This is a genomic window from Pirellulales bacterium (assembly GCA_019694455.1).
Taxonomy (GTDB): Bacteria; Planctomycetota; Planctomycetia; order Pirellulales; family JAEUIK01; genus JAIBBY01.
The window spans coordinates 1-26,397 of record JAIBBY010000049.1 but is presented as its reverse complement, the minus strand read 5'-3'; the positions used below and the strand labels follow the sequence as shown (position 1 = coordinate 26,397).

Genomic DNA, 26,397 nt, shown 5'->3' with positions numbered 1-26,397 from the left:
TCACATCGTAACAGGCCGCGGTCAGCGGCCCACTCATCTGGTCAAGGGTAGACCCATGTACGAGCCTCGCATCACTCGTGGTCTTGTGTCTTGCGCAGCCCTGGCAGCCACTTTGGCGATCGGCCAGGCGACCTATGGGGCCAAGCCATCGCCGACCGGCAGCGACGCCGCGGCGATTGGCAAGACGATTCACGATTTCCACGCGGAAGATTTTCGCGGCAAGGAAGTCAAGTTGTCCGATCTGAGCGGTAGCAAAGTGGTGGTCGTGGCGTTCCTGGGGGTCGAGTGTCCACTGGCCAAGTTGTATGCCCCGCGATTGGTCAAGCTGGCCAGCGAGTTGTCGTCGCAGGGCGTCGCCTTTGTCGGCATCGACTCAAACCGGCAAGACTCGCTGGCGGAGATCGCCGATTTTGCCCGCGACGCGAAGATCGAGTTTCCGCTGCTCAAAGACACCGGCAATGTGATCGCCGATCAGATCGGGGCGACGCGCACCCCGCAGGTGTTCTTGCTCGATCAAGACCGTGTGGTGCGCTATGCGGGGCGGATTGACGATCAATATGGCATTCACAACGGCGGCAGTTATCAGCGCCCCGCCGCGACGTCGGAAGAATTGAAGCGGGCGATTGGCGAATTATTGGCAGGCAAGCCGGTGAGCGCGCCAGTGACAGAAGCGGACGGCTGCCTGATTGGCCGCGCGCGGCCGGTGAAGGACAACGCCGAGGTGACCTATTCGAAGCAGATTGCAAGAATCTTCAACGCCAATTGCGTGGAGTGCCATCGCGATGGACAAATTGCCCCGTTCGCGCTCACCAGTTATGACGAGTCGGCGGGCTGGGCCGACATGATCGCCGAGGTGGTGAGCGAGGGGCGGATGCCGCCGTGGCACGCCGATCCCAATCACGGCACGTTTTCGAACGATGCCCGTCTGAGCAACGAGGAAAAGCAGCAGATCGCGGCCTGGGCAGCGGCCGGCGCGCCGCAAGGCGACCCGAGCGAATTGCCGCCGGCGCCGCAATTTGCCAGCGGCTGGCAGATGCCCGACTCGCCCGATGCGGTGATTCACATCGCCGACAAGCCCTATACCGTGCCGGCCGAAGGGACGGTGGCGTACCAGTACTTCATGGTCGATCCGGGGTTCACCGAAGACAAATGGGTACGAGTGGCGGAGTGTCTGCCCGACAATCGCTCGGTGGTGCATCACATCATCGTGTTCGTGAAGCCGCCGACCGAAAATCCCAAGGACGCGCGCGGCTTTCAGTTTTTGGTGGGCTACGCGCCGGGCACGCGACCCTATGTGCTGCCAGACGGCATGGCCAAGCTGATTCCGGCGGGGTCGAAGCTGGTGTTTCAGATGCACTACACGTCGAACGGCACGGAGCAGGTCGATCGCAGTTCGGTGGGGCTGTGCTTCGTCAAAGATCCCAAGTCGGTGAAGCAGCGCGTCGTGACGGGCAACGCCAGCAACGGGCGGTTTGTGATTCCTGCCGGAGATGGTAACCACGAGGTGAAGAGCGAGCGAAAGTTCGTCAAGGACACCACGGTGATGTCGCTGTTTCCGCATATGCACCTGCGTGGCAAGTCGTTCCGTTACGAATTGGCGTACGCCGACGGCCGTAAGGAGATTTTGCTCGACGTGCCGCGTTACGACTTCAACTGGCAGAATCATTTCATCTTTGAAAAGGCGCTGGTGGCGCCGGCCGGCTCGGTATTGAAGTGCACCGCGCACTTCGACAACTCGGAGGAGAACCTGGCCAATCCCGATCCCACCAGCGAGGTGCGGTGGGGGGACCAGACCTGGGAAGAGATGATGATTGGTTGGTACGATATCGCTGTGCCCGCGGGGGATGATCCGGCGACGTACACCGATCACCGGCGCGGCAAAGACGACGAAGGCGAATAGCGCATGCCGCGCGTGGAGACGCAACCAGGGCGACTGGCGAATTGGATCGCGGTCGCCCTTAGTTTTGCGCTGACGCTTGGCTTCGCTGCCAATGGCGAAGATTGGCCGCGCTGGCGCGGGCCGCGTGGCGATGGCACGTGGCAGGCGCCGAAACTGCCTAATCAATGGCCGGCGGCTGGGCTGCCGCAGGTGTGGAAGCAACCGATCGGCGGCGGCTACGCTGGCATTGTGGTGGCCGATGGCCGCACGCTGACGATGGATCGCCAAACGGCCGAAATCTCGACCACCGGGGCAGAGGTCGAACGGGTACTCTGCTACGAAGCCGCGACCGGCAAGTTGCTTTGGCAACACGCCTACCCCGTGAAGTACGGTAATTTGGACTACGGCAACGGGCCACGCGCGGCGCCAACGCTGCACGCGGGGCGCGTTTACACGCTCGGGGCGATGGGGCACGCCTTGTGCCTGGACGCGGCCAGCGGCAAGGTGTTGTGGTCGAAGGATTTTGTCGGTGAAGCGGGCGCCGTGATACCAGAATGGGGATTGGCGGCGTCGCCGGTGATCTTTCAAAACCTGGTCGTCTACCATCCTGGCGCCAAGCCCGATGGCTGTTATGTGGCGCTCGATCAAACAACGGGTAATGAAGTTTGGCGCGCGGCGGCGGATGCGGCAGGGTACGCCACACCAATTGTGATCGAGTACGCGGGCGAAGCGCTATTGGTGGCGTGGACGCCGCTGCACGTGCTTGGCATTGCGCCGGCGACGGGCGAGGTGTATTGGAGCGTGCCGTACGAAGTGACCTATGGCGTATCGATCGCAACGCCGGTGTTTCACGACGGCGTGATCCTGGTCACCGGCTATTGGGAAGGTTCGAAGGCGATTGAACTCGGCGCCTCGGTGCGGGAGGCGAAGCTGCTGTGGGAAGAGAATCGCTACTTGCGCGGGCTGATGTCGCAGCCATTGACGCGCGAGGGGCTGGTTTACTCGCTCGACAAGTCGCGCGGTCTGACTTGCTTTGAAATGCGAACTGGCAAGGTGTTGTGGAATGACGGCAATCGGTTGACGCCGCGCGGCCGCAATCCGCAAGCATCGCTGGTGTGGCTAGGAGACGGCAACCGCGCGATGGCGCTGAATTCTGACGGCGAGTTGGTGCTGGCCCGCCTGAATCGCGATGGCTATCACGAGGAGAGCCGCGTCAAGATCGTGGAGCCGACCTGGGCGCATCCGGCGTTGGCTGGCGACCTGTGCTGGGCGCGGGGCGACAATGAGATGGTATGCGTTCGATTGACTAGCGAAGGAGATAAGCCATGACCATGCACGCGAGCAGCAAGCAAGCGCGGCGGACCACCGTGGAGCGCGGCGCGACGGTCGAGATGGTCGAGGAGTCGGCGGCGACCGGGCGGGTGCGCGAAATTTATGAAGATATTCGGCGAACCAAGCAGATCGACTTTGTGCCGAACTTTTGGAAGACGCTGGCCGCGCATCCGCCGCTGTTGGAAGACACTTGGAACCGGCTCAAGCGGGTGATGGCGCCCGGCGTGCTCGACCCCTTGACCAAGGAAATGATCGCCGTGGCGGTATCGGCCACCAACGGCTGCAGCTACTGCATCAACTCACACACCGCCGCGGCGAAGAAGCTGGGGCTCAGCAGCGAGGCGCTTGGCGAACTGATGGAAGTGGTGTCGCTGTTCAACAGCACCAACACGCTGGCCGACGCGTTTCAGGTGCGGCCCGACGTGTTTCCCTGACCAATCGCCCGGCGGATTGCTCAAAGTGATTGCGGCTGCCAGCTTTGCGCCTTCATGGGCAGGGGGTATACTCGCAGCTTCGATCATTGAATCCGCCATTTGAGGGGGGGCGCCGGTTGCCCAAATATGTCGTCCGCTGCGGCTCCACGCGAGCGCTCGGGGTTTTTACCACGAGCAGCGGATCGCTCTATGCGCGGGGCGCGCGGGTGATTGCCCGCACCGAACGCGGCCTGGAAGCGGGCGAGGTGCTGTGCGAGGCGACCGATCAGGCGGTGAACTATCTCGATCAGCCCGGTCGCGGTCAGATCATGCGCGACATGACCGGGGAAGACGAACGCGAATTGACGCGGATTCACGCCGCCGAGCGGCGCGAGTTTGAAGTCTGCCGCGATCATATCCAGCAGCAAGCGCTGGACATGAAGCTGGTCGACGTCGAGCATGTGTTTGGCGGCGAACGGATCGTGTTTTACTACCTGGCGGAGAACCGGGTTGATTTTCGGGATTTGGTCAAGGCGCTAGCCGCCGAGTTCCAGACCCGCATCGAGTTGCGACAAATCGGCGTGCGCGACGAGGCGAAGCTGCTGGCCGACTATGGCGATTGCGGCAAGCCGGTCTGCTGCAACACGCACCTGGCGGCCATGCCGCCGGTGTCGATGAAGATGGCCAAGCTGCAAAAGGCAACCCTCGACCCGACCAAAATCTCGGGGCGCTGCGGACGGCTGAAATGCTGCCTACGATATGAGTACGACACCTATGAGCAGTTGCAGAAGGAGTTGCCGCCGGTGGGGGTGCAGATCATCACTGGCAAGGGGCGCGCCAAGGTGCTGGCCCAAGAGATACTGTCCGCCCAACTGCTGGTCGAAACCGAAGACCATCGGCGGATATTGATCGACGCCAGCGACGTTTTGACGGTGCTGCCGAAGACCGGCGGCGCCAACCATTGATATCACGGCCGGCAGCGCCACCACTCGCCATGACGATGATCGAACCCTCGCACCCCATCGCTCAACTGCTAGCCGACGACAAGCGGTACACGCTCGACGCGTACATCTTTGTCTTCGAGGCGCTGAACTTTGCCCACAACACGCTGGGCATGGGTGGCGGCGGCGAGGCCGAGAAGCCCCCCAAGCGGCGCAAGAAGAGCGCCAAAACGGCCACCACGGAAGAGGTGGCGACGCCCCCCACTCCAGAAGAGGAACGCCAACGCCATCTCACCGGACAACAACTGTGCGAGGCGATTCGGCAATACGCCTTGGAACAGTTTGGACTGATGGCCAAGTGCGTCTTCAACAGTTGGGGAATTCATCAAACCGGCGACTTCGGCGAGATCGTCTTCAACCTCATCAAGATCGAGCAGATGCACAAGACCAAGGACGATCGCCGCGAGGATTTTGACGACGTCTTCGACTTCGATCGCGATTTGACGCGCAACTACAAGATCACGCTTACCGAAGCCAAGTAACGGATTACCTGTGACCGGCAGCCCGCGAACACAGTCGAAGGCCGCAGCGGGCGGCACGCAGCGGGAAGCGCGCGGCGTCCAGACGCCCAAGCGAGCGCTCGCACCCATTCCGGCGCCGTCGCGGGCCCAGCGCGTGGCCTTGGCGGTGGCGGCGGGGTTGTTGCTCCTTTGGTTCTTGGCGCTGGCCTGGCTGGCCTGGGTGTCGCTCTAGCAACCGGCGGGCGATCGATCGTTGATTGTCGCCGCGTAAATGTCCGGCTCGGCCGCGTGGTGATTTGCGCGCCGCGCGCGGCGAAATTTTGGCCACGGCCAGCGCGTTGTCGCCAGCGAACTGAACAGAGATACTTTGGGCTATAGCGCCCCACGGCAATCGCCACCTCAGCTAGGAGTTTTTGATATGTCTGGCCGGAAGATCGCAATAGGACTGTTCGCGCTCGGTTTGGTCGCGCTGGTGGCGGCGCCTTTGGCCAACGGAGCGGACGAGGCCCCAGCAGACGCCAAGCAGTACCAACAGGTGGTCTCCAAGGCGATCGACTTTTTGGCCACGACTGGACAGGCGCCCGATGGATCGTACTCGGCCAGCGCCAGCCCGGCCGTGACGGCGCTGGTGACGGCGGGCATCTTGCGGGCTGGCCGCACGCCAGACGACCCGCTGGTGGCCAAGAGCCTCAAGTTCTTGGAAGGGTTCGTGCAGCCGGATGGCGGCATCTACACCCCGACCAGCACGCACCGCAACTACGAAACCAGCATCGCCATGGTCTGCTTCGCCGAGGCCAATCGCGACGGGCGCTACAAGGATTTGCTGGCCAAGGCCGAGGGCTTTGTCAAAGGGTTGCAATGGGACGAGAACGAAGGGCATGACCGTTCGAGCGTGAATTTTGGCGGGGCGGGCTACGGTAGCAAGAAGCGGCCCGACCTGTCGAACACCAGCTTTTTGATCGACGCCTTGCGGGCAGCGGGCAAGGGCCCTGACGATCCGGCGCTGCAAAAGGCACTGGTGTTTGTCTCGCGTTGCCAGAACCTGGAGAGCGAGCACAACACCACGCCGTTCGCCGCCAAAGTCGAGGATGGCGGGTTTTATTACACGCCGGCGGCGGGAGGATCGAGCATGGCTGGCGAGACCGACGCCGGCGGCCTGCGCAGTTATGGCTCGATGACCTACGCGGGACTGAAGAGCATGATCTTCGCCGGCGTGGGGCCCGACGACCCGCGCGTGAAGGCGGCCTTCGACTGGGCGCAGAAGCACTACAGTCTGGCCGAGAACCCCGGCATGGGAGAGGCGGGGTTGTACTACTACTATCACACCTTCGCCAAGGCGCTCGACGCGCTGGGGACCGACCAGATTAAGGACGCCAGCGGCGCAGAACACAATTGGCGGAGCGAACTCTTGGGCGAACTGGCCAAGCGGCAGCGCCCCGACGGCGCCTGGGTGAACCCGACCACGCGCTGGATGGAGGGCGACCCCAACCTGGTGACTGGCTACGCGCTGTTGACGCTCAGCTATCTGAAGCCGAGGGAATAACTAACTCCCCCTCTACGCCCCCACCTGGGCCAGCACGTAGGGTCCCTTGGGGATGACGGCCAGGGTGGCGGCGGGGCCGTATTCGGCCAGCGAGTCGGCCACGGCGGCCTCGACCGAAGGGGCGCTCTCGACAAAGAGGCGGTCCAGCTCGTCGGCCGAGAGTCCGTCGCTGACGATCTTCACCCGCGCCTTGCGGCGGACCTTGGCCAGCTCTTCAAGCTGCCACTGGTCGAGCACGAAGTAGTCTTTGCCCAGGATCCGCTCGACGAAGCTTTCTAGCGAGTCGTTCTCGTCGAACAGTCGGTTGAACTCGGGACTGCCGACCCCTTCGCTGAGGCTGGCGACCAGGATGATCGTGCCCCCTTGCTTGACGATCGGCAAGGCGCCGACCATCCCCTTCACCGCCTGATAGAACGTGGTGTCGAGCGGGTAGCCGGCCGAACTGGTGACCACCACATCGACCGCTTGCGGCACGGTGTCGCGGACGACGTCGCGGACAAAGTCGACCCCTTCCAGGAAGGCGGCTTCCATGTCGCCGGCCACCACCTTGAGCAGGCGGCGTTCCGCGTCGATTACCGTGTTGACGATGAAGTCGCAGCCGGTGAGGCGGGCGATCCAGGTGTTTTCCTCATGGACCGGGTTGCCGTCGAGGATACCGCAATCGGCGTTGGGGTGCTCCAAGAAGGCGGGGCCGTGCCACACCTTGACCGTCTCCAGCGCGGCCAGACCGGGACAGACCAGCTTGCGACCGCCGGAGTAGCCCGCCATGAGGTGCGGCTCGATCAAGCCCGTAGTGATCTTGAGATCGGCGTTCACATAGCGGCTGTCAATCCAGATGGGGACGCCGCGGGGGCTGTCCCCCAGGTGCGTGTGTTCGGCGAGCTCGCGGCCGTTGTGATTCTCGATGCGGTAGTTGGCGGCGATGTCGGCGCCGACCATCTCGATCAACTCATCTCCCTCGTTGGGACGATGCAGGCCGGTGGCGACGAGAATCAAAATCTGGTCGCGCGGGATGCCCGCGGCTTCGAGCGTGCGCAGGATCGGCGGCAGAATGATTTGGTTCGGCACCGGGCGGGTGATGTCGCTGATGACCACGCAGGCGTCGCGGCGCCCCTGGGCAAGCTTGGCCAAAGGCTGCGTGCCGGTGGGGCGAGCCAGCGCCGCCTCGACCGCGGCCTGCGCGTCGGCGACGGCCGGTGCGTCCTTATAGGCGAGTTTGCGAACGAGTGGGCGGTCGGGCAGTTCGACCTCAAGACCGGTGCGACCATATTCGAGTTTGACGCGCATGGGCTGCCTCGACGGGTGATAGGCGTGGCGTGTTCTCGTCTGCTCGGCGCAAGCAGTGTTCTCGTTCTGCTCGGCGCAAGAAAACGCAGCGCTGGAGCGGGGGCGCATCCAGGCTGCGCGAGTTGGTCGGCACAACGGCGGGGCGCGACTACTTCTTGCCGCCAGCCTTGCCGGCGGGCTTGGCCGCTGGTTTGGCGGCGGCGGCCGCTTTGCCGCCGGCTGCCGCGGCGGGGGCAGCCGCTCCGGCCTCCCCCTCTTCTTCCTTGCGCTTCTTCTTTTTCTTCATGCTGAGCTTGTAGACCCGCACTTTGGGGAGGCCCAGCGGGCTTTGGCCTTCTTGCCAGCGCTCCTGCTCCTGGAGCTTGGCGATCCGCTCGTCGCGGGTCATGACGTTGCGTGCCCGCGCCGATCCGGTGCGGGGGCGCAAACTCTTGTCCATGGTCATTTTGGTTGCATCTCCGTGTCGAACCCGGCCGGACTGGCCGGGAATGGCGAGCTAGCTAGCCGCCGACGGGGCACAGATCGCCTCCGCCGGGGAATCTGGGAGTATAGCGAAAACGGCCCCCAGGCGGCAAGTTGGGGTGAAACGCTGATTTGCCTCCTCAGCGGGCTGTCTGGGGCTATAGTTTCAGCACGATTTGCAGCAGCCACATCAAAAGCGCGATCAGCGCCGGCAGCAGCGCGAGCCACAGGCCGAACTGCCAGCTTAGCCGCATGATCCGGGGCGCTCTGTGGGGCCGGTCGTCCATGGCGTCACAATATCACGCGGTGGCCTTGTGCGCTACGCGCTGGCGGCGGCGTTCGATCAGCAGCCAGGCGAGCTGCCACCCCAGAAACGCCGCCATCGCAAGTACCGGACCGTGCAATCGTGGGTTCAATTCGGTCACGACGACCAGCGATTTATCAAGTGGTATTGGCTGCGCGCCCGGCGCCGTAAGAGCCGAGCGCAAAAAGAAAGGTCTTACGGCCATCGACCAGGCAAGAATCGCTATCAAAATCAGCCATGTGCTGAGGCGAAGCTGAGGCCAGCGGCGACGGGGTTGCTTGGGCAAGTCGACCATAGCGTCACGATATTTCGCGATAGTCGTTTGCGCTGCCCGCTGGCGACGGCGTTGGATGAGCCGCCACAAGGACTTACCGGTGACAAGGCCAAATAGAGCGAGAACGGGAAAGAACGACTTCCACGATGGGATGAAGATAATTGACGCATAGTGGCGCTGCACCCCGTCGCCCATGCCGACCAAGACGCTGCAATAAGGATACTCGGGCCTAGTTCGATAGTAGGCTTTCCGAAACCCGGCAGGAATGAAATTCAATTGGTAGAAGTGCTCGCGATAGTCTGTGCAAACATGGACAAGCAAATGCGCCGACACCTTCTTTGACCCTGCTGTCGAACTAGCATTAAAGGTCGCCGGCGGCCTGACCGCCATCGCCCAGGCGATGATCGCGATCAAAATCAGCCAAGTGCTGAGGCGGAATTGAAACCAGCGACGTTTTGATTGCTGGTCCATAACCTGGGTCGCCTTGCCGAGCGGGCGGCGCGGGGCCTCACTCGCTCAATTTCTTGCCACTGCTGGCCCGCTCGCGCAGGTAGGCAGACGGCTCGTACACCGGGCCGTGCTGCTGCGACCAGCCGGTGAGCTTGTCGCAAATGTACTTGCTGCCGAGGGTGTCGGCCCAATGCATGATGCCACCGCGGTAGGGCGGAAAGCCCATGCCGAGCACGGTGGCCACGTCGATATCGCTGGCGCGGATGGCGATCCCTTCTTCCAGGCAGCGGCAGGCCTCGTTCACCACGCCAAACAGAACGCGCTCCACAATTTCCTCGTCGGTGATGTCGAGCGGCTTGGGGTTGCCGGCGTCGGCCCGCGCCTTGGCCACCAGCGCGGCGACATCGGGATCGGACTGCGCCGTTTTGCCATCGGGATAGAGGTAGTAGCCCTTGCCGGTCTTCTGCCCGAAGCGCTTTTCGGCGAAGAGGTGATCGACCAGCGTCGAGACGTAGTTGCGCTGCTGGTAGGCGTCTGCCAGGATGCCGCCGGCGAATTTGGCCACGTCGACGCCAGCCAGATCGCCCATGCGGAAGGGGCCCATCGGCATGCCGAAGTCGAAGACCGCCTTGTCGATGCGGTAGGGGTCGATGCCGTGATCGACCAACAGCCCGGCGGTTTGCCCGTAGGGGAAGAAGATGCGGTTGACCAGGAAGCCGACGCAATTGCCGACGGTGACGGGGGTCTTTTTGATCCGCTTGGAGAGGTTAATGACCGAGTTGAGCACCTCGGGGCTGGTTTGCTTGCTGCGTACCAGCTCAACCAGCGGCATCACATGGGCGGGAGAAAAGAAGTGCGTGCCAAGGATCCGCGGCGCGGCCTTGGTGCGGGCGCCGATCAGCTCGATGTCGATGGTCGAGGTGTTGGAGGCGAGCACGCAATCGGGGCGGCAGGCCTTTTCGAGATCGGCAAAAACCTGCTGCTTGAGCTCGATGTTCTCAACCACCGCTTCGATCACGATGTCAAGCTGGTCGAAGCCGGCGTAGTCGGTCTGCACCTTGAGACGGCTGAGATTGTCGTCATGCTTTTGCTGGGTGAGCTTGCCCTTTTTGAGCCGCGAGCCAAAGTTGCCTTCGATCCGTCCGCGGCCGGCGGCGGCGAAGTCGTCGTTGACTTCCTTGAGCGTAACATGCAGGCCGGCGTCGAGCAGGGCCGTGGCGATGCCGCTCCCCATAGTGCCCCCTCCCAAGACGGCGGCGCGGGCAAACTCGCGCGGCGGAAATTTCTGATCGGTGACGCCGGGCACCTTGGCAGCGGTACGGGTGGCAAAGAACAGATGGATCAGCCCGGCCGACTGCGGAGCGGCGAGGCACTTCATGAAGTTCTCGGCCTCGCGGCGGATGCCGACGGCGTAGCCCTCGCTGGCGCCAGCGAGCATGGCGTCGAGGCAATGCTCTGGATGGACCATGTTGCGAATCTTGTCGCCGGCGAAGGCTTTGGCCATTTCCAGAAAGCCGGCGGCCTCTTCCTTGCTGCACAGCTTGTCGCCCAGCTTCGACGCGCGGACCGGCTTTAGCTCGCCAGCGGCCAATTTGCGGGCAGCCGTCTTGGCGGCGTCCATCAGCTTGTCTGGCTCGACCAACTCTTGCAGGATGCCCAGCTCGAGTGCTTCCTTGGCGCGGGCCTCGCTGCTTTCGAGCATCATCGTGGCGGCCTTTTGCAGGCCGGCGAGCCCGGGCAGTTTTTGACACAAGATGCGCGGCAAGCGCTGCGTGCCGCCGGCGCCGGGGAGCAGACCCAGCCGCAACTCTGGCAGGCCCACTCGGCAGCGGGTTGTGCCGACGCGCCACTGCCCGGCCAGGGCCACTTCCAGTCCGCCGCCGAGGGCAAAGCCATCGAGCGCGATGACGATGGGCTTGGCGTTGGCTTCCATTTCGTCGAGCCAGCCTTGCAGCGACGAGGCGAGTTGACTTTCGGGATTGGCGACTTTGCCGCCACTGGCCTGCCCTAGCTCGGCGATGTCGGCGCCGGCGATGAAGTTGTCTCCGGCTCCGCGCAGCACGATCGCCTTGACGGCGGCATTGGCGTTGGCGCGGGCCAGCGCGTCGGCCAGGCCGGCCACCACGCGGCGGCTGAGCGAGTTCACGGGGGGCGAATCGATGGTGATGATCGCCAGATCGCCCTCGGTTTCGAGTCGAACCACTTCGGTTTGCGTTTGTGCCATAGCCGTGATGCCTATCCGTGAGATGAGCCGCCGAACTGAGGAAGAGTAGCCGCCAAGCTGGCGATGGTAGGGCCGTGGCGCGCGAGGTGCAAGTCCCACGAGCATTGCGCGAGATTAGGCGACCGGAGTTGTGCGAACACAGCGTTTTGCCGCCGCCGCCCCTCACCCGGCCTGCGGCCACCCTCTCCCCGCGATGCGGGGCGAGGGACGAATTAGGCGACCGATTCGGCGATTGGTTGGGGGGCGCCGAGTTCGGCCAGCGCCGCTTCGACCTGGCGAAAGGCGTCGGAGTCGCTGAGTCGGGCGCCGTCTTTTAGCTCGGTGAGCAGGCTGCCCAACAGTTCTTGTTCGAGCCAGGTGGCGAGCCACTGGGCGCGCTCTTGCGTATAGCGCGTTTGCAGGCGCGTGAAGAGTCGCGCGGCGGCGATGCGCATGCGCGAGCTGGTGGCGTCGACAATCGCCTCGCCACCGCCGGCGATGCCGCCCGTCAATGCGGCCTCGGTCGCCAGCTCGGTGGCGGTGTGCGTGGCGGCCTGCAACGCCGCCTCGTGAACGATGCCACCAGCCAGCACCCAGCCGCTGACCACGAGCGAAACAGTGATGGCCGGCCGCGCGATGGCGAGCACATGGTCGAGCGAGCGCAGAAACGCCACGGAGCTGGGGTTGTCCTGGCTCCAGGCGTCCAGCTCGGCGCGGAGGAACTGGCGGTAGTGATCGTCGACCGGCTGCAATTGGGCGTGACTGCGCTCGACGTGGGCCAGTAGCTCCGCGCGCGCTTCGCCGCGCAACAGATGCGCCAGACGTGGGCGCAGGGTGTCGTTGCCCACTTCAGAGAGGCGCTTCAGTTCGTCGAGCAGCTTTTGCACGGCCAGCAAGATGGCGTGCCGCTCGCGGCGACGGAAATCCTCCAGCGGATCGACGCCGGGGGGATTGAGCGCGCTCCAGGCGGTGCGCACCGGCCAGGTGACGCCGCGCCCCAGCGTGCGATAGAAGCCGTGTACTCGCCGGGCCCACTCGCTGCGGTGGGTATCCCACCAATCGCGAATTTCGCCCACCAGAATTTCGGCCGGTAGCGTGGGCCAATCAACGCGGGCCATCTCGGTGGTCGATAGGGCGCGCAGCGCGGCGTCGAACTGGCCGCTCGAATGGCGAATGCGAGCCAGATAGGCAGGGGCGCCGGCGCGCGGGTCGAGCACCTTTTGGATCGCGCCGCGAAAGGTGCGAATCTTGATCTCGTCGAACTTGAGGCTGGCCAGATCGTCGCGCAGCGAAACGGGTTGGCCCAGCGGCGCGTCTGCCCGCGAGCCAACTTCATAAAACGGCAGACGGCGCTCGCGGGCGCCTTGCCGGTCGTACGGCACGACATACACCAGATCGGGGCGCCCGCCGATCGACTCGCAGAATGTCTCCAGCCAATGGGGCCAGTATTCGCGGTCCCCTTCCAGGTCGCATTGGTTGAAGACCACGATCACCGGTTTGTCGGCCTCGGCCACCTTGCGAAAGAACTGCTTGACCGCGGCGTCGTTGTATTTTTGCTGCGTGAGCACGGCCACCAGCACATCGGCCACGTGGCGCACGCCGTCGGCGCGGCGCCAGTTGACCTGACGATCGGAATCGATGTCGGGCGTATCGAGCAGCAGCAGGCGCTGCGGAACGTTCTTGCCCACACGCCAGAACAGCAGGTCGCGCGCGCTGTCTTGCAGCGCGTCGGCGCTGGCGTGCCACGGCTCCAGTTCAAAGCCGGCAAAGAGCCGCTCCAAAGTCGCCGGGTCGTCGAAGCCGGGCGGACATAAGCAGACCGGGTGCTTGGTGCCGGCGGCCAGCGGGCTGACGGCGCTGGCGTCTTCGCCTGCCAGGTGATTGAAGATGAGCGACTTGCCGATATTGGTGCCGCCGACCACGGCCGCCACCAGCCAGGGATCGCCGGCAAGCTGCGGCATCAACTTGTGGGCGAGCAGTTCGTGCCATTCGCGATCGGCGGGGCGATCGGAGCACGCCGGGGCGGGGACGCCGATGGCCTCTGCCAGGGGCGCAAGCTCGGTGAGCGCGGCGTTCAGCCGGCGTACCTGAACTGCCCAATTTGCGAAGTTGCCGCTCATGCGCTGCTAGCAAGACCTATGAATGAGTGGGCCGCGCATCACGGCACGCATTGCGAACAAAGTGGGTGGCGGGCTGTAATCGACCCAGTATACCAGCCGGCGCCTCGGCATACTGAAATGGCGAGCGTGACGCCAGCCCGATCTTGACCCGCCGGGACGATTCTCCTACCGTCCGCGACCTTGCCGCGGGCCCTCTGTCGCGCGGAAATGCATCTGCCCTGGCGGGAACGGAATCCCATGAGAGATCTTGTCGCGTTGGTTGGCGTGGGTTTGGTGGCGGCCGCAACCGGTTGTTGCGGCGCCTGCGGCCCCGGTGGCTGCGGTTCGTATCCGCCGCCGACCTATTCGCCCGCAGCGGCGCCTTATACGCCGCCGGTCGTGACTCCGCCCGCCGTTGGCGCGGCGGCGCCTCCGGCGATTAACGCGGCGCCGGCCTATCCGGCGGCTGGCAGCTAGGCCCGATCGGGTTCTTGTTCGGCTTGCTCTTGCTCGCGAACCGATTCTCGCACGACCGCATCGTGCGGGATGCCTTGTTGCACGCGCTCGTGCTCAGTCAGTCGCACCGCCTTGGCAGTCGGCACAATCTCGTGGCCGCGCAGCTTGGCCTGCACTTGCGTCATTTCGGCGCCAAACAGAATGATGAGCGACGTGTAATAGGTCCATAGCGTGACAATCACCAGTGAGCCGGCGGCGCCGTAGTTGGACGCGATGGCGCTGTGCCCGAGGTACAGGCCAAAGAGCGACTTGCCGACACCAAACATGACCGCGGTGACGACCGCTCCGAGCCAGACATCTTGCCAGAAAACCTCCGCGTCTGGCAGCACCTTGAAGATCAGCGCGAAGAGCAGCGTGATCACCAGCATCGAGACGGCGGCATTGCCCAGGTGCAAGAGCAGCACTCGATCGGAAACGAACGACAAAACGCTGTTGCTGGCCGCGGTGAGCATGGCGCTGGCGACCAGCGACACCAGCAAGAGAAATCCCAGCACCAGCACCAGCGCGAACGACAGGAACCGATTGCGGACCATGTCCCAGATGCCAAGCCCCGGCTTGGGTCGCACCTCCCAGATGGTGTCGAGGGAGTCTTTTAGTTCGGTGAAGGCGCCGGTGGCGGCGAAAAACATGGTCGCCAGGCCCACCAGGGCGATCCAGGGATTGGCCTGACCGCGCGGCGCGTGCTCGATCAAGAGCCGAATGGCGTCGACCCCGGCGGCGCCGATCAAAAAGCGGGCTTCTTCCAGGGCGTGATTCAAGACCATCTCGCGTTCGTAGAACATGTCGCCGATCGCGATGGCGATGAGCACGATGGGAGTCAGCGAGAAAACGGTGTAAAAGGCAAGCGCGGCGGCCATCCGCGGGGCCTTGTCTTCGATCCATTCGAACGTGGCGCCTTGGACCACGCGCCAGAAGAACCAAATGGGCTGAATCACCATGACGGACTGCCTGCGGTGCTGGGAAAGGGGCGCGAGCCATTTCATTCTAGCGGGCCTTTTGCTACGGTCGGAGCAGCCGGCGCGCCAGCCTGCGCCGCTCATTCCCGCGCGAGGCCAGTTTGGAACAATCGAACATCGCGGCGCTCGAAACACGAAACGTCGCCAAGACATTTGGCGAAGGCGATGGCGCCGTCGAGGCGTTGCGCGGCGTCGATTTGACGGTGGCGCCGGGCGAGTTTGTCGCCGTGATGGGCCCCTCGGGGTCGGGCAAGAGCACCTTGCTGCACGTCGTCAGCGGACTGGAGCCGCCTAGCTCGGGGCAGGTGTTCATTGGTGGGGAGGAACTTGGTCAGTTAACCGACGACGCCTTGACGCTGATCCGCCGCCGACGAGTGGGCTTTGTGTTTCAGGCGTTCAACCTGTTGGATGTGCTGAGCGCCGTCGAAAACGTGTCGCTGCCGTTGGTGATCGACGGTGTGGCCGAACGAGAGGCCGAGCGCCGCGCGCGTGAAGCTCTCGAGCAGGTCGGGCTGGCGCGCCGCGCTGGCCATCGACCGAAGCAAATGTCGGGAGGCGAACAGCAGCGCGTGGCCATTGCCCGCGCGCTGGTCACGCGGCCCGTGGCGCTATTGGCCGACGAACCAACGGGCAACCTGGACAGCGCTAGCGGCCTGGCGGTGATGCGCATCTTGCGGCAATTGGCCGATCGTGATGGTCAGGCGATCTTCATGGTCACGCACAATCCGCAGCATGCGGCGCTGGCCGATCGGCTGATCGTGCTGCGCGACGGATTGATTGTCGAAGAGCGGCGCCAAGAGCAGCCGCAGGCCGCCGAGGAAGCGACCCCATGAGCCTGGCGCGGTATTCGCTGCGCGAGTTGCGCGGTCGACCGGTGCGCGCGCTGTTGACGCTGCTGGGCATCTCGATCGGCGTGGCGGCGATTGTGGCGATTTGGCTCACGGTGGGGACCACGCGATCGGCCTATCGCGAGATGTTCACTACGCTGGCCGGACGGGCCGAACTGGAGATCGTGGCCGAGGGGTCGGGGCGATTCGACGCCGAAGAGGTCGCCACGCTGGCGCGCGTGCCTGGCGTGCGGGCGCTGGTCCCCAACGTGCAGAGCCACACGGCGCTGGCCACCGGCAACGGCGTGGTGGGGGTGTTGCTGCTAGGCATCGATCCGCGGCTCGATCAATTGGCCCGCGACTACACGTTTGCGGAGGGACGGCAGGTCGCCGGCGACGACGAGATTGTGTTGCAAGCGGGCTTTGCTCGCGACAGTGGATTGAAGCTAGGAGATCGCGTTCGCCTGCTGTCGCCACGCGGCTCGCGAGAAGCGACCATCGTTGGGCTATTGGCGGCCCAGGGAGCGGCGGCCATCGCCGGAGGCAACGTAGTTTTTGTGACCCTCTCGGCAGGCCGCGCCATGCATGGCTTCTCGGAGCAGGAGGCGAACTCGCTGGCGGTCGTGCTCGACGAGGGTGCGTCGGTCGAGCGGGTGGAACAAGCCTTGGCGGCGACGCTGCCGATTGGCTTGCGAGCACAGCGCCCGGCGTCGCGCAGCCGACTGGCGCAAGACAGCCTGTTGAGCACCGAGCAAGGTTTGTCGGCGATGAGCGCGGTGTCGCTAGTGGCCGGCGCATTCGTGGTGCTCAACACCTTCTTGATGAACCTGAGCGAGCGCCGCCGGCAGATGGCGATTTTGCGAGCGATTGGCGCCACAAGGCGACAGGTGGTGCGCATGGTGCTCGTCGAGGCGCTGGTGCTAGGTCTAGCCGGCACCGCGCTGGGGACCGCCGCAGGGGTGTTGCTTTCGATGGCGCTGACCGCCGCGGTGCAAAAGGTGATCGGGGCGCCGCTGCCCGAGTTACGGTTGACGCCGTGGCCGTTTGTGCTGGCGCTGGTGGTGGGGCCGGTGATGTCGCTGGCGGCCACCTACCTGCCGGCGCGGCAAGCGGCGTCGCGCTCGATTCTGACAGGGCTGTTGCAACTGGACGACGAATCGGCCGGCGCCGCGCGCCGCTGGCCAGCGCTATTGGGCGTGATACTGGTGGCCGTGGACGGCGCGCTGATCGTCACGGTGCTAAGCGGACGAATCAGCGCCGAGCAACTCACCACGCTGTTGCCGCTGGTCATGGGGGGGTGCCTGGTGGCGTGCGTGCTCTTGATGCCACTGGTCGTCCGGCCACTGACTCGCCTGGCCGCGTGGCTGCTGCATCCCTGGACTGGTTTGGAGGGCAAGCTCGCGCAGCGGCAATTGACTCGTCGGCCAACACGTACGGCGCTAACTTTGGGGGTGCTATTCATCGCCATCGTCGTGGCGCTGAGCATGGGACACTCGCTCATCAACAACGTGCAGGACGTGCAAGAGTGGACGCGGCGGACCATCACCAGCGATTTTCTGGTGCGCAGCGTCATGCCCGACACGGGGCTGTTGGCCGCGGCGGGCATGCCGCCCAACCTGGGAGAGTCGATGGCTCGGCTGCCGGGGGTGGCGCGCGTCGGCGCGCTCAACTTTGTGACCGTGCGGATCGGCGAAGCGCGAGCGCTATTGTTGGCGCGCGATCAATCGGTCGACGGTCCGCTGTCGCTCGACCTGGTGGCGGGCGACGAAGCCGACGTGCGCGCGCGGCTATTGGCCGGCGAGGCGGTGGTGGGCACCTTGCTCGCGCGGCGGCTGAACGTGGCGCCGGGCGACACGATCGAACTGGCGACGCGGCAAGGACCGCGAACAGTGCGCGTGGCGGCGCTCACCACCGAGTACACCGTGGGGGGCATGGCGCTCTACATGGAGCGCGCCGCGGTGAGCGAGTGGCTACCTTTGCGGGCGGTGGACGTGTTCATGGTCGTGACACGGCCGGGGCAGGCAAAGTCGCTTGGCGTCGAGCTAAAGCAATTTTGCGAGTCGCGCAATCTCATGTTGCAATCGCAGCAAGATTTTCGCGTGATGCTCGATCGGATGATGTCGGGGGTGCTCGGCTCGCTGTGGCTGTTGATGGCGCTGGTGTTTGTGGTGGCGTCGTTGGGGGTGGTCAACACGCTGACGATGAACGCCTTGGAGCAGACGCGCGAGTTTGGCGTGCTGCGGGCGATTGGGATGCAGCGCCGCCAAGCGCGCAAAATGGTGATCTCCGAGGCGTTGACCTTGTCCCTGGCCAGCGCGCTGCCGGGGGCCGTGGTGGGCATGGCGCTTGCCTGGCTGGTGAATCGAGCGGTGTACCCGCTGATGGGGCATCCGGTCGATTTTCAGATCGAATGGTGGTTTGTGGCCGCGTGTCTCGCTTCGGCGGTGGTGATCTCGCTGTTGGCGAGCCTGTTGCCGGCGCGGCGGGTGGCGGGGCTCAACGTGGTCAGCGCGCTGCAATACGAATGAGCCGAGGGGGGATTAGTCTCGCTAAATCTCGCGGGAACTACGCTTTCTGGCGGGATGGAGGCGCGGTATCATGAGTCGATTCGGCCGCTCAGATACGCCAATCGATTTGTGAATGCGCATTGATTAGCCGAATTCCATGGCGCCCCAAGGCGGAGGCGCCGCTGCAAGACGTTAGTTCTTTTTCCCTGCGGAGTCGCCTATGGCGCAAAAAGAAGAAGCTCTCGAAGTAGAAGGCATTGTTTCCCAGGCACTGGCGAACACGCGGTTTCGCGTGAAGATCGAAGGCGGACACGAGGTGATCGCGCATGTGGCGGGCAAGATGCGCAAGAATTTCATTCGCATCGTGCCCGGCGACAAGGTGCGCGTCGAGCTCTCGCCGTACGACCTGACCAAGGGTCGGATCACATTCCGCGAGCGGTAGTCAAACGCTGCTCGCGCCAGTCGATCTGTTAGCGCAAGCGATAGATTGGCGTTCGATTGAAACTCCAATGCCCCACCAACACGAGCCTGCGTACCGCGACGATTTGGCGTATATCCACGACGCTGGATTTGGCCGGTTCGCGGAAGCGGCGGCCCAGGAACTGCTCGCGCGTTTGCGCGGCGCCAAGCACGAATCGGGGCTAGTGATCGAACTCGGCTGCGGCAGCGGCATCCTCAGCGAGCGGATCGCCGCGGCGGGCTACTCTGTACTTGGCTTTGACATTTCGGCCGCGATGGTGGCCTTGGCCAAGCAACGCGTGCCGGGCGGGGAGTTTCGGCACGAGTCGTTCTTGACCGCCAAGTTGCCGCCGTGCGTGGCAGTGGCGGCCGTGGGAGAGGTGTTCAATTATCTTTTCGACAGGGGCCATACCGACGCGCGGCTGTGGAAATTCTTTGCGCGGGTCCAGCAGGCGCTGTTGCCCGGCGGTTTATTTCAGTTCGACGTGGCAGGACCTGGCCGGGCAGGACCAACCGGAAGAACTCACGCCGCCACCGAACAAGCCGACTGGGCCTGTCTGTATGCGGCCGAGGAAGATCGCAACAGGCGGCGGCTGACGCGAGAAATCACGACATTTCGGCGTGTGGGCGAGCTATACCGCCGGGACCACGAAACCCACCGATTACGGCTCTATCCGGCCGTGGAAGTCGTTCGCCAATTGAAGCTATCCGGATTTGCGACGCGTCGCTTGCCCGGCTATGCCGGACTGCCAATGCCGGCCGGTTGGAACACCTTTTTGGCGATCAAAAAAAGGGCCGTCCCCAAAAGGGGAATCCGCGACAAGTAACTGTTTGGATCGGCGCGCCATAATGCGCGTCTTTTTCGCTTTTTTGTGGCGGTAGCGCGAGTTTTTAGTAAAACTGTCTGCTCGCGTACGGGGTATTACCGTCGCCTACCAACGGGGGGTTTTTGCGACCCACCCCAGCCCCCCCCGGCCGGCTTGTCGACGCCGGCTGACATATTCTCGTTTTGAAGAGGAGACTCGTAGTGAAAAAGTGCCTTCTGTCGGCGCTCGCCGTTTGTCTGTTGGCCGGATCGGCCGCGCGCTCGTTTGCGCAAGACGACGCCGAAGCGGAAATGAAGCCGCTGTTTGTGGCTTCGCTCAGGAACTATCAAGAACTGCTCGACGACCTCGACTTTGTCGGCAAGGTGTCGGGCAACGACGAGATGGGCAAAGGGATCGAAGGTCTGATCCAGCTCGTCACGCAGGGTCAGGGTTTGGTCAGCTTGGACAAGTCCAAGCCGTGGGGCTTTGCAGTGAACACCGATGGCGTCTCGTTCCAGATCATCGGCTTTTTGCCGATCAGCGATTTGGAGAAGTTCATGGGCGCGATTTCGGGTGTCGCCGGCGAGCCCGAGAAGGATGAAAACGGCGTCTGGCACGTGGAACTGCAGGGCCAGTCGCTCGCGATGAAGCAGCACAAGGAATGGACGTTCGCCAGCATGGGCGCCGAGTTCCTGGAGAACCTGCCCGACGATCCCACCAAGTACCTCTCCGGCCTGAACGACAACTACGACGGCGCGGTGCGGATCTACATACAGAACATTCCGGAGATCTTCCGCCAATTGGCGATCGAGCAACTCAAAATTGGCTTGGAGCAAGGCTTGACCGGCGAGGGTGGGATGCAGATCCCCGGTCTCGACAATTTGCCGGGTGGTGGCCAACTGCCGGGTGCCGACTCGCTGCCGAAATTGGATGAGGACCAGCAAAAGCTGGCGGCCGCGATCGCCCGCGAGCAACTCGATGCGATGGCCGCGATGCTCGATGAAGTGGAGCAGGTCACGTTTGGCGTGACGATCGACCGCGAGAAGGGGATGACGCTGGGCGACTTGACGGTTTCGGCGATCAGTGGCTCGGAGGCCGCCGCCGATATGGCCAAGATGAGCGACGGCAAGTCGCGCTTCGCCGGCTTCAAGAATGTGGACGAGGCCGCGCTGAAGGGGGTAGTCTCGCTGAATCTGACCGAGAACGACATCACCCAGATGAAGGACCTGTTGGCCACGGTGCAGGAAGAGTTGAATGTCCGGGTCGACAACTTCAACCTGGGCGATGAGCACATCAAGGATCTGCTCAAGGGCTTTGTCGAAAAGCTGATGGACATCAACCGCAAGACGGCGGAGAGCGGCAAAACCGATCTGGGCTTCGCGCTCAAGGGCAAGGGCCCGTTCACGCTGCTGCTCGGCAGCTACGTCAGCGACGACTCGGCGGCCACCAAGTTGCTGGACGAACTGGTGGACACTGTTGAAAACGAAGCCGGCTTTTACGGCATCGAGAAGAACGTGGTCGAGCACAAGGGGGTGAAGTTCAGCCGCGTGTTGCTGCCGATCCCGCCGGGAGACGAAGGTGACGCGCTCTCCGGGTTGTTTGGCTACGATCTGGAGTTGGTGATCGGCATCGGTCCCAAGAGCGTTTATGTGGGTCTGGGCACAAACAGCCTGGACGGCCTGAAGAAGGCGATCGACGACTCCGAGGAGTCGGCCAGCGAAGCCGTGTCGCCGGTGGAAATCGTCGCCAAACTGGCGCCGCTGGTGAAGGTGGCCGCCGAAGGCCAGAAGGACAACCCCAACGCCGCCCTGTTGGCTCAGGCGCTCGACGGGTCGAAGGACACCTTGACCATCACGATGAAGCCCGCCCCGAATGGGATGAATATTCATTTCGAGGGGGAGGAAGGCGTGCTCAAGTTGATCGGCACGATGATCGCTCAGATGGGTCCCGCCCTGCCGCAACTCTAAAGAGCGAACGGAGCGCGACCCAATCAGGTTGCGCGCTTCGGAAATGTAGTGAACGCCCAGCGGCGTCGGTCGAACCTGTTCGGCCGGCGCCGCTTTTTCTTTACGGCGCGCTGGCTAGAGTTGGCGGCACTCGTGAACCCGGCAAAAGACCAGTATGCTTGGCGGCATGACACGCCCCGCCAAAGCGAACGCGCCGCCGCCAATCGAAACCTTGCCAGCCGTGCTCGGCTTCTTCTCGGCGCTGACCATCGTGGTGGGGGAGGTGATTGGCTCGGGGGTGTTTTTCAAGCCGCGGATCATCGCCCAGGACACGGGGGGCTATGTCGGGTTGATCCTGTCGTTGTGGGTGGTGTGCGGGCTTATCAATTTGTGCGGCGCGCTGGCGCAAGCGGAACTGGCCGGCATGTTTCCGCACGCGGGGGGCGTCTACATCTTTCTGCGCGAAGCCTATGGCCGCATGTGGGGATTCTTGTGGTGCTGGGGTGAGTTCTGGGTGATGCGCAGCGGCGCCATCGCGGCGCTGGCCACGGCGCTGGGCATCACGCTGGTGCAACTGTTGCAGGACGTGGGCTGGCTGGCGGCCGATGCCGACGCCCCGACCATGAGAAAGCTGGTGGCGATCGGCGCCATTGCGGGGCTTGCCGTAGTGAACGCGATTGGCACGCGGTGGGGAGGCGCGGTGCAGAACGTGACCACGGTGATCAAGGCGAGCTTTTTGGTGTTTCTGGCGGTGCTGCCATTCATGGCGGCCCGCGAACATTCTCTAGCCGGAGAACCACTGTGGCCGCCCGAATTGAAGATGAGCCTGCTGACCGGAATCGGCAGCGCGCTGGCCGGCATCATGTGGGCCTACGACGGCTGGGGACAGGTGACAGTGATCGCCGAGGAGATTCGCAACCCGCAGCGCAACGTGCCGCTGGCGCTGGGGGGCGGCGTGCTGCTATTGATCGTGCTCTACACCGGGGCGAATCTGGGCTACCACCTGACATTGCCCAGCTCGCAAATCGCCGCCGCCGAGGTGCCGGCGGTCGCGGTGACGCAGGCGCTGCTGGGCCAGTTTGGCGCGCGATTGGTGTTGTCGATGATTCTGGTGTCGGTCTTTGGAGCGCTCAATTCCAACGTGCTGGTCGGCCCGCGGGTGCTGTTCGCGGTGGCGCGCGATCACGAGTTCTTGCGTTGGTGGCGGCGCATCAGCCGGCGCGGCACTCCGGCCGTGGCGATCGCCACGCTTTCGGCGTGGTCGATTGTGTTGATCCTGGCGGGGGACGCGCAAAGGTTGGTGACTGGCGTCGCGGGCAAGCCATTGTTCGACGTGCTGACCGAGTACGCCATTTTTGGCGGCTCGCTGTTCTACTTCGCCGCGGTGGCGGCGGTGTACGTCATGCGTTGGCGGCGCCCCGACGCGCCGCGCCCCTATTGCTGCTGGGGCTACCCGATCGTGCCAGCGATCTTTCTGGCGTTCTATGTGTTCTTTTTGGCGAGCATGGTGGCGGCCTCGCCGTGGCAATGCCTCAGCGGGCTCACGCTGATCGCGCTGGGGCTAGGCGTTTACTTGTTGCTTGGCGCCAAATCGCAGAGTCGCTAGCTGGCGGCGCAGGTTCAGGCGCGTTCCCAGCAATCGCCACCAAAGCGTTCTCTGAGCACTTGGCGATAAACCGCTTCAATCCGCGCGGCCCAGGCTTGAAAGCCATGCCGCGCCAGCACATGGCGGCGCGCGGCTGGCCCTTTTTTGGCTTTCCAATCGAGGCAGACCGCTTCGAGCAATAGCTCGGCCAGTAGCTCGTGATCGTCCACTGGCGCCAAGCCGCCGACCTCGCGAGTGATGATTTCGGCCAGTCCGCCCGCGTCGGTGGCGACGACCGGTGTGGCGGCCGCCATCGCCTCGAGCGCGACCAAGCCCAACGGCTCTCCGCGCGACGGCATGGCGACGACATCCGCCAGGTGGTAGAGCGCGGCGCAAGACGCGCGATCGAGATCGCCAAGGAAGTGAACGCGTTTGAGTCGCAACCGCTGTGCTTGCGCCTCTAGCTCCGCGCGCTGGACGCCATCCCCCGCGATGACCGTGTGAATGCGCGCGGGATCCATCTCGTAGATGGCGGCTGCGTTGAGCAGCGTATCGACTCCCTTGAACGGCACTAATTTGCCGGCAAACAGCACCAGATGGCGGCAATCGGCTGGCAGGCCAAAGCGCCGCAGCGCCTCGGCCCGTTCGAGCGGCGCTTCGAGATAGGGCCGAGTGTCGATGGCGCTATACACCGTTTCGACCCGGTCGGCGGCCAGTTCAAACGTTTCCAACACCTGCCTGCGAATGAACTCGCTGGCCGCCATGATCCGGCCGGCGTTCTCGGCAGCCTGTTCGGCCAGCGCGCGGCAACGCGGCTCGTCGCGATAGCCCATCAGATCGGTGCCTTGCGCCGTGAGGACATATGGCACGCCCGTCTCAAGCGCCAAGTGTCCCTGAATCCAGATATGTTGGCCGTGGATGATATGTGGATTGAAGCGGTCAACCACCAAGTCGAGTCGATGCCGCAACGCATCGCGATAGGCGGAAAGCTGGCCATCGGTCAGATCGCGAAAATTGACGCTACTCTCCGGATGCGCGGTGAAGCAAGGAAAGTCGAACGGCAGATCGGCGCGCGCGTCGCCGGCTCGGCAGGTGACCCGTTCGACATGAAACGGTTGCTCGGCGCGCTCCTGACGGTCGACGATCAAACACTCGACTTCGTGCCCTGCCTCGACCAGCGCGGTGGCCAGGTCATGCGTGTAGGTGCCCGTCCCTGATCCGCGCAACGGGAAATGGTTCATCAACAAGACACGCATGGAGTAGGGTCACGCTCGCTCTTGATTGGTCGAGAAGAATGAACTCAAACATCGCCTTGCGAGGAGGCCTGAACTGGCGGTAATCAATTACCTGATGCGTTGTTGGCGCGTATGCGAGGCAAGAAACGCAGTGCATTATGCTTCTCGGATTCATCCGCTCGATCTGACTTCAGGTACTGCGTTACATAATCGATGGCTGCACCGTCATTGGTCAACTCAACTGCGTGCAGCAGTGCGTTCCAAGCCCGAATCCTTTCATTATAGTCGTTCAGCGCGAAAATCTTTTCACTTGAAAACCCGGCGCTCCGGATACTGGCCTGCCGGTGAATCTCAACTAACCGGGGCAAGATGGACTTCAAGCGTGAAATACTTGTGGGATCTCCATATAGCACATAGGAGTCGTGATATAGCATTGCTCGAAGCAGCAATGCACTACGAATGCTTTCGTACGCGATCGGCGCCAATACGATCCCGATACCAGTGAGCACGAGGATTACAATCGCCACTCGGCGCCTGGCAGGGTGTCGCCATTGAACCTTGAGCTGCGCAGGAAGCAGGGACGTGAGCATGCTCAATTGGCCTCGCCGCTAACTGCTAGGGAAGGAGGAGGTTCTTCAATTCGTATTGTACCGGCAGTCGCAGCAACACGGTGGGCGTTTCGTAGACAAACTCCTTGCCCGCGAGGCCGTCGGCCAGATCGAACAGGTACGCCATGCCGACTTCGTTTTCGGATTGACTGGTGGTTTCCATGCCGGCCGGTTTGATTTGTTTGCCATCGGCGGTTTGCAGATAGGCCTCGTTATTGAAGACCCAGCCGCGAAACGACTCCAAGGCGCCGGCCGCTTCGTCGTAGCGCACTCTCATCCGCACTTCCCAAATGGCGTTGTTTTTGCGGGCCTGTTCCACGATCACCAAGGCGCCGCCGCGGCGCTGTTCGGCGTTCTTGGCGGATGCCGGATCGGCGAAGCGAAAGGACTCGACGCCGCCGGGCACAAGCACCGTTAGCTCCCCTTTGATCGAGGCGATCTGTTCCACGGAGCGCGGCGGCGGCGCGAGCGGCACAATCAGTTCGCTGGCCATGACGCCGGGGTTGATCTCGGATTCGAACTGGGCCTCTTGCACCGCCACTGGGACTACGTTGCCGCGGCCATCCACCGCGGTAAACGTTTCCATTGGCTGCAGTAGCGCGATAGGCCGCAGTCGCGGCTCCCATTGAACTTCCAACGTCAGTTGCAGGCTGTGCTTGGTGGGATTGCGCAGGTCGCGTTCGGCCACAAAGCGCGTCGCCTGCACGCGAAACGCGCCGTCGATCGCCGTCGCGCTGCCGGGTTCGCCAGTATCCTCGGCTCGCTTGACCAGCGCAATAGCCTGCTGATCGCCAAACGGGTAAATGGCCATCTCGGCCTTGTCGAGAATCGTCTGCATCGCTTGCCAGAACGGCTGGTTTTTGATGGCAAGTTCAATCTCGAAGTCGTCGGCTTCCTGGCCGAACTGCTCGCGATAATCGACCACCTGATTGCCCGTCTGGTCCAATAGCTCGTCGATGATCTCGGAGAGGAGGAACTTGCCCTCCAGTGTCACTTGGGTGGCCTTGGTGAACGCCTCGTCGCGTGTGCGCTGCAGAGCCACGCGAATCCGCGCCAGTCGCTCGCGAGTTTCGGCGCTGGCGCGCGGCGATGGCTCGGGCAACAGCGGCAAGATCTTGGGGCCCAGCTCCAGCAGACCTTTCTCCGCCGCGTCGCGATCGGCGACGGCCGGTTGATCGAGCCGGGCCACAAGCCGGCGAACCGATTGTTGAAGCTCGGCATCCGGCGCCGCCGCGAGCGCGAAG

Annotated in this window: 23 protein-coding genes; 14 read left to right on the top strand and 9 right to left on the bottom strand. The window is 63.6% G+C overall.

The genetic code is table 11. The features are described from left to right. Window positions 1–55 precede the first annotated feature (55 nt). The 7 genes from K1X71_16905 to K1X71_16875 all read left to right on the top strand — a co-directional run bounded on the left by K1X71_16905 (window position 56) and on the right by K1X71_16875 (window position 6,629). Entirely contained in the window at window positions 56–1,900 is a 1,845-nt protein-coding gene (locus K1X71_16905; GenBank protein ID MBX7074823.1) for a redoxin domain-containing protein, read from the top strand. Window positions 1,901–1,903: 3 nt separating this feature from the next. After that, window positions 1,904–3,208, top strand: coding sequence for a PQQ-like beta-propeller repeat protein (locus tag K1X71_16900; GenBank protein ID MBX7074822.1), 1,305 nt, complete (start codon window positions 1,904–1,906; stop codon window positions 3,206–3,208). Between the two features lie 2 nt (window positions 3,209–3,210). After that, window positions 3,211–3,645 (top strand): carboxymuconolactone decarboxylase family protein, encoded by a 435-nt coding sequence (locus tag K1X71_16895; GenBank protein MBX7074821.1) that lies wholly within the window; start codon window positions 3,211–3,213, stop codon window positions 3,643–3,645. 116 nt (window positions 3,646–3,761) lie between these two features. Next, a complete protein-coding gene (locus K1X71_16890; GenBank protein ID MBX7074820.1) occupies window positions 3,762–4,589 on the top strand; it encodes a signal peptidase in 828 nt (275 codons plus the stop codon). Window positions 4,590–4,624: 35 nt separating this feature from the next. Beyond that, on the top strand, window positions 4,625–5,107 hold the full coding sequence (locus K1X71_16885) for a hypothetical protein (GenBank protein MBX7074819.1): 483 nt from the start codon (window positions 4,625–4,627) through the stop codon (window positions 5,105–5,107). A gap of 10 nt (window positions 5,108–5,117) precedes the next feature. Beyond that, window positions 5,118–5,318 (top strand): hypothetical protein, encoded by a 201-nt coding sequence (locus K1X71_16880; GenBank protein ID MBX7074818.1) that lies wholly within the window; start codon window positions 5,118–5,120, stop codon window positions 5,316–5,318. Between the two features lie 186 nt (window positions 5,319–5,504). Next, entirely contained in the window at window positions 5,505–6,629 is a 1,125-nt protein-coding gene (locus tag K1X71_16875) for a terpene cyclase/mutase family protein (GenBank protein MBX7074817.1), read from the top strand. A gap of 12 nt (window positions 6,630–6,641) precedes the next feature. On the opposite strand, the gene larA is transcribed toward K1X71_16875, so the two are convergent. From larA to K1X71_16850, 5 genes are all read right to left on the bottom strand, one after another. Next, window positions 6,642–7,916 (bottom strand): nickel-dependent lactate racemase, encoded by a 1,275-nt coding sequence (gene larA / locus K1X71_16870; GenBank protein ID MBX7074816.1) that lies wholly within the window; start codon window positions 7,914–7,916, stop codon window positions 6,642–6,644. A 148-nt stretch (window positions 7,917–8,064) separates the two neighbouring features. Further along, complete coding sequence (locus K1X71_16865; protein ID MBX7074815.1) at window positions 8,065–8,361, bottom strand: small basic protein; 297 nt, start codon at window positions 8,359–8,361, stop codon at window positions 8,065–8,067. 316 nt (window positions 8,362–8,677) lie between these two features. Further along, a complete protein-coding gene (locus tag K1X71_16860) occupies window positions 8,678–9,427 on the bottom strand; it encodes a hypothetical protein (protein ID MBX7074814.1) in 750 nt (249 codons plus the stop codon). 37 nt (window positions 9,428–9,464) lie between these two features. Beyond that, a complete protein-coding gene (locus K1X71_16855; protein ID MBX7074813.1) occupies window positions 9,465–11,630 on the bottom strand; it encodes an enoyl-CoA hydratase/isomerase family protein in 2,166 nt (721 codons plus the stop codon). A 212-nt stretch (window positions 11,631–11,842) separates the two neighbouring features. Next, window positions 11,843–13,729: a GTPase domain-containing protein gene (locus K1X71_16850; GenBank protein ID MBX7074812.1), complete on the bottom strand. Its 1,887-nt coding sequence runs from the start codon at window positions 13,727–13,729 to the stop codon at window positions 11,843–11,845. Between the two features lie 237 nt (window positions 13,730–13,966). Here K1X71_16850 and K1X71_16845 point away from each other — a divergent pair, with 237 nt between their 5' ends. After that, window positions 13,967–14,185, top strand: a complete 219-nt coding sequence (locus K1X71_16845) for a hypothetical protein (protein ID MBX7074811.1) — start codon at window positions 13,967–13,969, stop codon at window positions 14,183–14,185. Here K1X71_16845 and K1X71_16840 read toward each other — a convergent pair. Further along, on the bottom strand, window positions 14,182–15,162 hold the full coding sequence (locus K1X71_16840) for a YihY/virulence factor BrkB family protein (GenBank protein MBX7074810.1): 981 nt from the start codon (window positions 15,160–15,162) through the stop codon (window positions 14,182–14,184). The genes K1X71_16845 and K1X71_16840 overlap by 4 nt on opposite strands. 119 nt (window positions 15,163–15,281) lie before the next feature. Here K1X71_16840 and K1X71_16835 point away from each other — a divergent pair, with 119 nt between their 5' ends. From K1X71_16835 to K1X71_16810, 6 genes are all read left to right on the top strand, one after another. Continuing rightward, window positions 15,282–16,013 (top strand): ABC transporter ATP-binding protein, encoded by a 732-nt coding sequence (locus tag K1X71_16835; GenBank protein MBX7074809.1) that lies wholly within the window; start codon window positions 15,282–15,284, stop codon window positions 16,011–16,013. Continuing rightward, window positions 16,010–18,535: an FtsX-like permease family protein gene (locus K1X71_16830; protein MBX7074808.1), complete on the top strand. Its 2,526-nt coding sequence runs from the start codon at window positions 16,010–16,012 to the stop codon at window positions 18,533–18,535. The genes K1X71_16835 and K1X71_16830 overlap by 4 nt, the downstream gene beginning before the upstream one ends. Before the next feature lie 199 nt (window positions 18,536–18,734). Then, window positions 18,735–18,956, top strand: coding sequence for a translation initiation factor IF-1 (gene infA, locus K1X71_16825; protein MBX7074807.1), 222 nt, complete (start codon window positions 18,735–18,737; stop codon window positions 18,954–18,956). Window positions 18,957–19,023: 67 nt separating this feature from the next. Continuing rightward, complete coding sequence (locus tag K1X71_16820) at window positions 19,024–19,800, top strand: class I SAM-dependent methyltransferase (protein ID MBX7074806.1); 777 nt, start codon at window positions 19,024–19,026, stop codon at window positions 19,798–19,800. A gap of 200 nt (window positions 19,801–20,000) precedes the next feature. Continuing rightward, window positions 20,001–21,746, top strand: a complete 1,746-nt coding sequence (locus tag K1X71_16815; protein MBX7074805.1) for a hypothetical protein — start codon at window positions 20,001–20,003, stop codon at window positions 21,744–21,746. A 166-nt stretch (window positions 21,747–21,912) separates the two neighbouring features. After that, window positions 21,913–23,331 carry an amino acid permease gene (locus tag K1X71_16810; GenBank protein MBX7074804.1) on the top strand — a complete coding sequence of 473 codons (1,419 nt, stop codon included), beginning with the start codon at window positions 21,913–21,915 and terminating at the stop codon, window positions 23,329–23,331. A gap of 14 nt (window positions 23,332–23,345) precedes the next feature. Here K1X71_16810 and K1X71_16805 read toward each other — a convergent pair whose 3' ends face one another. The 3 genes from K1X71_16805 to K1X71_16795 all read right to left on the bottom strand — a co-directional run. Further along, window positions 23,346–24,551, bottom strand: a complete 1,206-nt coding sequence (locus K1X71_16805) for a glycosyltransferase family 4 protein (protein MBX7074803.1) — start codon at window positions 24,549–24,551, stop codon at window positions 23,346–23,348. Between the two features lie 98 nt (window positions 24,552–24,649). Next, window positions 24,650–25,072, bottom strand: a complete 423-nt coding sequence (locus K1X71_16800; GenBank protein ID MBX7074802.1) for a hypothetical protein — start codon at window positions 25,070–25,072, stop codon at window positions 24,650–24,652. A gap of 88 nt (window positions 25,073–25,160) precedes the next feature. Continuing rightward, a partial coding sequence (locus K1X71_16795) for a hypothetical protein (GenBank protein MBX7074801.1) occupies window positions 25,161–26,397 on the bottom strand: 1,237 nt, incomplete at its 5' end.

Bases quoted from the DNA above. Each gene is read 5' to 3' on its own strand.
- K1X71_16830 (MBX7074808.1), top strand. From the start codon at position 16,010: ATGAGCCTGGCGCGGTATTCGCTGCGCGAGTTGCGCGGTCGACCGGTG.
- K1X71_16840 (MBX7074810.1), bottom strand. From the start codon at position 15,162: ATGGTGATTCAGCCCATTTGGTTCTTCTGGCGCGTGGTCCAAGGCGCC.
- K1X71_16875 (MBX7074817.1), top strand. From the start codon at position 5,505: ATGTCTGGCCGGAAGATCGCAATAGGACTGTTCGCGCTCGGTTTGGTC.
- K1X71_16850 (MBX7074812.1), bottom strand. From the start codon at position 13,729: ATGAGCGGCAACTTCGCAAATTGGGCAGTTCAGGTACGCCGGCTGAAC.
- K1X71_16855 (MBX7074813.1), bottom strand. From the start codon at position 11,630: ATGGCACAAACGCAAACCGAAGTGGTTCGACTCGAAACCGAGGGCGAT.
- K1X71_16895 (MBX7074821.1), top strand. From the start codon at position 3,211: ATGCACGCGAGCAGCAAGCAAGCGCGGCGGACCACCGTGGAGCGCGGC.
- larA (MBX7074816.1), bottom strand. From the start codon at position 7,916: ATGCGCGTCAAACTCGAATATGGTCGCACCGGTCTTGAGGTCGAACTG.
- K1X71_16885 (MBX7074819.1), top strand. From the start codon at position 4,625: ATGATCGAACCCTCGCACCCCATCGCTCAACTGCTAGCCGACGACAAG.
- infA (MBX7074807.1), top strand. From the start codon at position 18,735: ATGGCGCAAAAAGAAGAAGCTCTCGAAGTAGAAGGCATTGTTTCCCAG.
- K1X71_16810 (MBX7074804.1), top strand. From the start codon at position 21,913: ATGACACGCCCCGCCAAAGCGAACGCGCCGCCGCCAATCGAAACCTTG.
- K1X71_16820 (MBX7074806.1), top strand. From the start codon at position 19,024: ATGCCCCACCAACACGAGCCTGCGTACCGCGACGATTTGGCGTATATC.
- K1X71_16865 (MBX7074815.1), bottom strand. From the start codon at position 8,361: ATGACCATGGACAAGAGTTTGCGCCCCCGCACCGGATCGGCGCGGGCA.
- K1X71_16900 (MBX7074822.1), top strand. From the start codon at position 1,904: ATGCCGCGCGTGGAGACGCAACCAGGGCGACTGGCGAATTGGATCGCG.
- K1X71_16905 (MBX7074823.1), top strand. From the start codon at position 56: ATGTACGAGCCTCGCATCACTCGTGGTCTTGTGTCTTGCGCAGCCCTG.
- K1X71_16845 (MBX7074811.1), top strand. From the start codon at position 13,967: ATGAGAGATCTTGTCGCGTTGGTTGGCGTGGGTTTGGTGGCGGCCGCA.
- K1X71_16860 (MBX7074814.1), bottom strand. From the start codon at position 9,427: ATGGACCAGCAATCAAAACGTCGCTGGTTTCAATTCCGCCTCAGCACT.
- K1X71_16805 (MBX7074803.1), bottom strand. From the start codon at position 24,551: ATGAACCATTTCCCGTTGCGCGGATCAGGGACGGGCACCTACACGCAT.